Source organism: Catenibacterium sp. UBA627 (genome assembly GCF_002299355.1).
Taxonomy (GTDB): Bacteria; Bacillota_I; Bacilli_A; order Erysipelotrichales; family Coprobacillaceae; genus Catenibacterium; species Catenibacterium mitsuoka.
In genome coordinates, this window is sequence record NZ_DBPF01000108.1 from 2,822 (window position 1) to 9,413 (window position 6,592).

The window sequence follows — 6,592 nt, forward strand, 5'->3', positions numbered from 1 at the left end:
GCAAACTTTTCAATATCTAATACTTCCATTGTAGGATTCGATAATGTTTCTCCAAACATACACTTAGTATTCTCTTTAAATGCTGCATTGATTTCTTCTACAGATGCATCCTGATTAATAAAAGTCACATCAACACCCATCTTCTTCATAGTTACTGAAAGTAGGTTATAACTACCTCCATAAATATTACCAGAAGCAACAACATGTCCTCCTGCTTCACAGATATTAAAAATCGCAAAGAAGTTAGCTGCCTGTCCTGAACTTGTTAACATACCAGCATATCCACCTTCCATGCTAGTAAGTTTAGCTGCTACTGCATCATTTGTAGGGTTCTGTAAGCGTGAATAGAAATAACCATCTTTTTCTAAATCAAATAACATGCCCATTTCTTCACTTGAATCATATTTAAAAGTAGTACTCTCATAAATTGGTAACTGTCTAGGTTCTCCATTACCAGGCTTCCAGCCTTCATGGATTGCTTTTGTTTCTAATTCCATATAATCTCCTCCGTTTTTAAACATTATATACCATAAGGGTTGTAGGGAATTAAACTTTTTTTAAAAAATCTTAAGTAATTTATTCTTATTTTAGAGAATAAGTATATAGAAGGAGGAAAAAAATATGAATGAAGTTAAATTACAAGGTCAGATCACATCTGATCCAGAAGTGAAAGAATCTAGAAATGGAATACTTAGAGGTTCTTTCTTACTTACTACGAAAGGAGGGACAGAAGATAGACCACGTTATGATTATATACGTTGTGTAATCTGGGATGAGAAAGCACAGTATGTCGTAGACCACTTTGAAAAGGGTCAGTCTGTGTCTATTGAAGGAAGTGTTAGAGGACGTTTTTATCCAAATCGTTCAGGAACAACTTCATATGCTATGGAAGTTTATCCAGAACATATGGTATGTGAAGATTCTAGCTATTCATTCTAGAATATGCAAAAACACGCATGGATGTTGATTGAGATATGCATGTTCATGCGTGTATAATGTATCTCGAAAGTGAGGGGTACATGATGGATAGAAAATACTTTTTCTTTGATATTGATGGGACTTTAGCTGTAGGAACACCAGGAGATCAGTATATTCCTGAATCAACACAATATACTTTAAAACAGCTAGAAGCAGAGGGTCATTTTATTGCGATTGCGACAGGTAGAAGTTATGCCATGGCACATGATTATATGCATGAATTAGGTTTTCATAATATGATCAGTGATGGAGGGAATGGAATGACTATTGATGATCAGTTAAAAGGCATAGAACCATTGGATTATCAATTATGTCTTGATTTAATAGATGAATGTGAGAAGAAAGGTTTGATATGGGCTTTTTCTCCTGACAACAAAACAAGAAGACTCGCACCGGATGATCGTTTTTATGAGTTTACTCATGATATTTATATGAAGACAGAAGTGGTAGAAGGTTTAGATCCACGTGATTATGATCAAATCTATAAGGTATATATTGCCTGCTTTAAGGGTGAAGAAGAGAAACTGGAATCTTTAAAGAAGTTACCTTGGTGTCGTTTTCATAAGGAATACTTGTTTGTGGAACCAGGAGATAAGAGCAAGGGTATTAAACGTATGGTGGAACATCTTGGTGGTGATATTAAAGATGTTGTCGTATTTGGTGATGAAAAGAATGATTTATCTATGTTTATTCCAGAGTGGACAAGTATTGCGATGGGTAATGGTATAGATGAATTAAAGAAGAAAGCCACTTATGTGACTACTGATGCCAACAAGGATGGTATCTACAATGCTTGTCTGCATTATGGATGGATCAAGGAAAGATATCTTTTGGCACTCGATATGGATGGTACACTTCTAAAGTCTGATAAGACGATTTCGCCAAATACTGCAGCTTCTTTAATTGAAGCAAACAAAAAGGGACAGAGTATCTGTTTATGTACAGGAAGAGGGCTGGCAGAATTAAAAGACTATGAAGGTGAATTAGATTTCTGTGATTATGGAATCTTATTAAGTGGATGCTTGATCTATGATTTTAAGAATGATCAGCCATTAGAAGTTCATTCTTTTGATACAGATGTATTTACACAGATGATGGATATTGTGAAGAAAGAGGATGTGATGTTGTATTTACTCGATTCGTCGCATTCTATTGCCTCTCAAAAAGATGTAGAGAATATGCCTTATTACAATATGGCTATTTATCAATCTATGTTTGAAAGCCGTGCATTTATTGTAGAGGACATTTATGAATATGCAGAAGTACATAAGGATGAAATCCTTAAGTTCTGTTTATATAATCCAAGTGTTGATGCAATGAATCAGCTTCTAAAGAAACTAGAAGTATTTCCAGTCAGCTGTGCTGTAGTAGAAGAAACAGCTATTGAAGTCACACCTTTAGGTATTACTAAAGGAGCAGGACTTGAATCTCTATCATCTTACTTAAATATCCCTATTGAAAATACAATCATGATGGGTGATAGCGGGAATGATATTGAAGCATTCCAGAGTGCTGGTAAAGCAGTTGCGATGGGGAATGCAACAGAAGAAATTAAGAATCTAGCCACTGAAATCACATTAGATAATGATCATGATGGAATAAAAGTAATCGTAGATAAATATCTTTTGTAAGTAATGATGATTTCGTGTAGAATACCCCTTTGTAGGAGGGGAAATCATGCGTTATAAAAATCATTTATTACTACTACTTACAGCCTTCATCTGGGGCTGTGCCTTTGTAGCACAAAGTGCAGGTATGGATTATGTAGGACCATTTACTTTTACTGCCTTACGTAGTTATTTAGGTGGACTTGTTTTATTACCACTTATTTATTTCTTTGATCATACAATGGACTTCAAGGATAAGAAATTATGGGCAGGTGGAATTGCCTGTGGTATTGTATTAGGTCTAGCAAGTGCCCTGCAGCAGTTTGGTATTCAGTATACAACTGTAGGTAAAGCAGGATTTATTACAGCACTTTATATTATTGTTGTACCATTCTTTAGCTTATTTTTAGGGAAGAAGTTAAGTCCTAAGATTGGTATCTCTGTTGTCCTAGCAGTGATTGGTCTTTACTTATTATGTATGACAGGATCACTTTCTTTAGGTAAAGGTGACTTATTAGTATGTGCATGTGCCTGTGTATTCGCATTACATATTCTTGTCATTGATCACTATTCACCATTAGTAGATGGTGTAAAGATGAGCTGTATTCAGTTCTTCACATGTGCATTATTAAATACTATTCCTATGTTTTTATTTGAAGATGTATCTATGCATAATATCATGGTAGGATGTGCACCTATTCTCTATGCTGGATTATTATCAAGTGGAGCAGGCTATACATTACAGATTATTGGACAGAAGGGTATGAATCCTACAGTAGCTTCTATTTTGTTAAGTATGGAATCTGTATTCTCAGTACTTGCAGGATGGGTGATCTTAGGTCAGAGTCTTACAATCAAAGAAGGATTGGGCTGTGTACTCATGTTTATTGCGATTATTATTGCACAGTTACCGGATAAAAAAACCATTCAGAATTAAATTCTGAATGGCTTTTTTTAGCTAAAAGCTTTTTTTCTTAGTATCATATAAGTGATAAGATGTGCCGCTGCAGTAACTATCCAAGTCACTGGATATGATAAATAAATAGAATTAAGTGTATGGAAGTATTGGAAGATAGTAAGAATCCACAAGACTCTTAGTCCACATGCACCTATTAAAGATACAATCATAGGAATAGTAGAATAACCTAAACCTCTTAATGAACCGACTATGACATCCATCCAGCCACAGATGAAATAAGGTACACATATATATAATAATCTTTCATGACCATAGGCAATGGCTTGTACATCTGTTGTATAGATACGAATCAGCTCATTCGCAAAGAAGTAGACAAGATTACCTAAAACAAGTCCTACAACTGTGACTATTCCAATGCATAATGCAAGAACTCTATCGACTCTCTTTCTATCATTAATACCATAGTTCTGACTTGTGAAAGTGACACACGCCTGATAGATGGCATTCATAGACTGATAAACAAATCCTTCAAGTGATCCTGCTGCGGCATTACCTGCCATCGCAATAGAACCAAATGAGTTAATAGATGACTGAATCAGGATATTAGAAATAGAGAAGATAGCACCTTGTAATCCTGCAGGTAAACCAATCTTGAATATCTGAATCACCTTATCTTTATGGAACTTTAAAGCATGAATATCTAAGTGAATGACAGTACTTGTTTTCATCAAGCAGTGAATAATAAGTATTGAAGAAACAAGTTCAGCCGTAAATGTCGCAAGTGCAACGCCAGCTACATCCATCTTGAATATAATAACAAATATTAAGTTTAATATGACATTTACAATACCCGCTACAATAAGGAATATAAGTGGTCTTTTTGTATCACCAATGGCACGTAATATGGCAGCACCAAAGTTATAAAGTGCAACAAAGGGCATACTGATAAAATAGATACGTAAATAGGTTGTTGCAAGATTGATGACATCATCCGGTGATCCCATCGCTTCTAGAATCATTCTGGCACATGTCACACCAATAATCGCAAAGATCAAGCCAAAGACAATTGCGAGTAGTATGGCAGAGTGTACTGTTTCATGGGTATCCTTGTCTCTTTGTGAGGCAATAAAGCGTGCGACAAGTACATTGACCCCGACAGATAAACCAATAAATAAACTAACTAATAGATTGACAACAGAAGATGTAGAACCTACTGCCGCAATAGAACGTGGACCAGCAAATTGTCCTACCACAATAACGTCTGCTGCATTAAATAATAACTGCAGCACCCCTGAAAACATTAATGGTATAGAAAATATTAAGATCTTACCAAGTAATGGACCGTGCGTCATATCCATTTGATATTGATCTTTCTTCATGAAATCCCCTCCTTAAGACTATAGTCTAACATATCAAAATTAAAGGTGTAGAGAAGTTTCAAAAAGAGTAAATAAAAGTAACACTTTTTTTTTAGAGTCCCATTCGTTATAATTGTTTTGGAAAGAGGGGAGTGAAAAAATGATATTTCACGAAGTTGAATTATCTCATACAAAAGAAATCATGGATTCATATGAAGTGAATCCTATTATTGCGAAATATGTTGAGCATAGAGGCTTTACAAAAGAAGACTATGAAGCACTCAACATGCCACTCTATTACAACTTTACAGATTTAGAGAATGGTGAAACAGTAGTGAATCTCATTAAAGAAGCATGTGCTTCTAAGTCTAAGATTCATATTTGTATCATGAGTACAGAACTACATCATTTATTAGAAAGTGCTATGATCTTCCTAGGTGTCTTAATGGCTAAAGGAAAGTCAGTTTTTGAATTCTATGATGGTCCTCAGGATGATTTTGGTCCTGGTATTCATATTATCTTAGGAGATCAGTTAGAAGTAAGAAATGGAAATGATGTTTATCCATTAGTACCTGGTGGTCACTATAAGGATGAAGATGCTGCACAGAGCTTACTTGTATTACAGCTTATTAATACATTACTTGGTAAAGAGAATCAGTATTTAGCTTCTCTTGCAGGTATTGGTATTCAGGCTGAAGGAACTCCTTTACGTAATTCTAATCGATATCATTTAAAGAAGACTTTAGGTTTATTAAATGACTGTCGTTTTGATGCAATTGAATTTATTGCATTAACACCTAAGACAAGACAGAAAAACAATATGCGTCAAAGAGAATTCAAGAAGACATATAATGAACAGGTTATGGCTGATTCTATTACTTATAAGATGGCACATTACCTTGAATCTTTAAATAATGCGAAAAAGATGGTTAAGTATTTGATTTATGGCTGTCCTGGTACTGGTAAATTCCGTTCTGTTGCACCTATTGCGGATGAAATCAATGCTGGATACTTCATTAATGAAGATTATATTGATGATGGTACAGAAAAAGATGTGATTCCATTAGAAATCTCAGACTTATCTAAGACAAATATAGAAGAATACTTACAGGTATTATCACCATTTGGCATAGGACAGGAAAAGACTCTTATCTCTATTGAAGGTTTAAAGATTCATAGTGCTCCTGTAAAGGATTATTATGATCGTATCAAGTTAAGCTTCTTTATTCCTAATGTAGGTGGTATTGATACAATCATCTATACTCCAGGATATAAGATTGATAAGTTTAAACAGGGACAGACAGTAAAGATTGTAGGTACATTATCTATTAATGACTTTACAAGTTTGATGACAATTAATGCAATACAGGTAGACATTCTTGATTAAGAATGTCTTTTTTTGTGTATAATTATAAGAAAGGAGTGCAACATATGATAATAAGAGACATCATAGACTTATTAGAGTCACAAGGTGAATGGGTGAATAGAAGCTGCACAAGAGATCGTATATTGTTTGGGGATGATCAAACAAAAATAAGTAAAGTTATCACTTGCTGGGTAGCGACAAATAAAGTGATTCAATATGCGGTAGAACATGATATACATTTTATCTAAAAAACAGGCAGAACCCCCCCACCTCAATATAGAATATAGGTGGGGGATGAATGCCGTTAATGCATCTGATAGAGAAATTTGGAGTAAGAAATAGTATAATACATATAGGAAACTTC

At 34.7% G+C, this 6,592-nt stretch carries 7 protein-coding genes; 5 read left to right on the forward strand and 2 right to left on the reverse strand.

The window, feature by feature from the left end:
- Window positions 1-497, reverse strand: a 497-nt coding sequence (locus tag B2S90_RS06930) for a PLP-dependent transferase (RefSeq protein WP_286696775.1), incomplete at its 3' end; no start/stop codon positions are given.
- 124 nt (window positions 498-621) lie between these two features.
- Between B2S90_RS06930 and B2S90_RS06935 the strand changes: the two genes are divergently transcribed.
- The 3 genes from B2S90_RS06935 to B2S90_RS06945 all read left to right on the forward strand — a co-directional run bounded on the left by B2S90_RS06935 (window position 622) and on the right by B2S90_RS06945 (window position 3,522).
- On the forward strand, window positions 622-939 hold the full coding sequence (locus B2S90_RS06935; RefSeq protein ID WP_006504417.1) for a single-stranded DNA-binding protein: 318 nt from the start codon (window positions 622-624) through the stop codon (window positions 937-939).
- Window positions 940-1,019: 80 nt separating this feature from the next.
- Window positions 1,020-2,609, forward strand: coding sequence for a Cof-type HAD-IIB family hydrolase (locus tag B2S90_RS06940; RefSeq protein WP_147556581.1), 1,590 nt, complete (start codon window positions 1,020-1,022; stop codon window positions 2,607-2,609).
- Between the two features lie 46 nt (window positions 2,610-2,655).
- Window positions 2,656-3,522 carry a DMT family transporter gene (locus B2S90_RS06945; RefSeq protein ID WP_270469200.1) on the forward strand — a complete coding sequence of 289 codons (867 nt, stop codon included), beginning with the start codon at window positions 2,656-2,658 and terminating at the stop codon, window positions 3,520-3,522.
- Window positions 3,523-3,539: 17 nt separating this feature from the next.
- Here B2S90_RS06945 and B2S90_RS06950 read toward each other — a convergent pair whose 3' ends face one another.
- Window positions 3,540-4,883: an MATE family efflux transporter gene (locus B2S90_RS06950; RefSeq protein ID WP_278779661.1), complete on the reverse strand. Its 1,344-nt coding sequence runs from the start codon at window positions 4,881-4,883 to the stop codon at window positions 3,540-3,542.
- A 139-nt stretch (window positions 4,884-5,022) separates the two neighbouring features.
- Between B2S90_RS06950 and B2S90_RS06955 the strand changes: the two genes are divergently transcribed.
- Both B2S90_RS06955 and B2S90_RS06960 read left to right on the forward strand, forming a co-directional pair.
- Window positions 5,023-6,249: a hypothetical protein gene (locus B2S90_RS06955; RefSeq protein WP_055290078.1), complete on the forward strand. Its 1,227-nt coding sequence runs from the start codon at window positions 5,023-5,025 to the stop codon at window positions 6,247-6,249.
- Window positions 6,250-6,293: 44 nt separating this feature from the next.
- Window positions 6,294-6,476, forward strand: a complete 183-nt coding sequence (locus tag B2S90_RS06960) for a hypothetical protein (protein ID WP_286696776.1) — start codon at window positions 6,294-6,296, stop codon at window positions 6,474-6,476.
- Window positions 6,477-6,592 lie beyond the last annotated feature (116 nt).

Coding starts and splice junctions, on each gene's coding strand:
- B2S90_RS06960 (WP_286696776.1), top strand. CDS start 6,294: ATGATAATAAGAGACATCATAGACTTATTAGAGTCACAAGGTGAATGG.
- B2S90_RS06940 (WP_147556581.1), top strand. CDS start 1,020: ATGATGGATAGAAAATACTTTTTCTTTGATATTGATGGGACTTTAGCT.
- B2S90_RS06950 (WP_278779661.1), bottom strand. CDS start 4,883: ATGAAGAAAGATCAATATCAAATGGATATGACGCACGGTCCATTACTT.
- B2S90_RS06955 (WP_055290078.1), top strand. CDS start 5,023: ATGATATTTCACGAAGTTGAATTATCTCATACAAAAGAAATCATGGAT.
- B2S90_RS06945 (WP_270469200.1), top strand. CDS start 2,656: ATGCGTTATAAAAATCATTTATTACTACTACTTACAGCCTTCATCTGG.
- B2S90_RS06935 (WP_006504417.1), top strand. CDS start 622: ATGAATGAAGTTAAATTACAAGGTCAGATCACATCTGATCCAGAAGTG.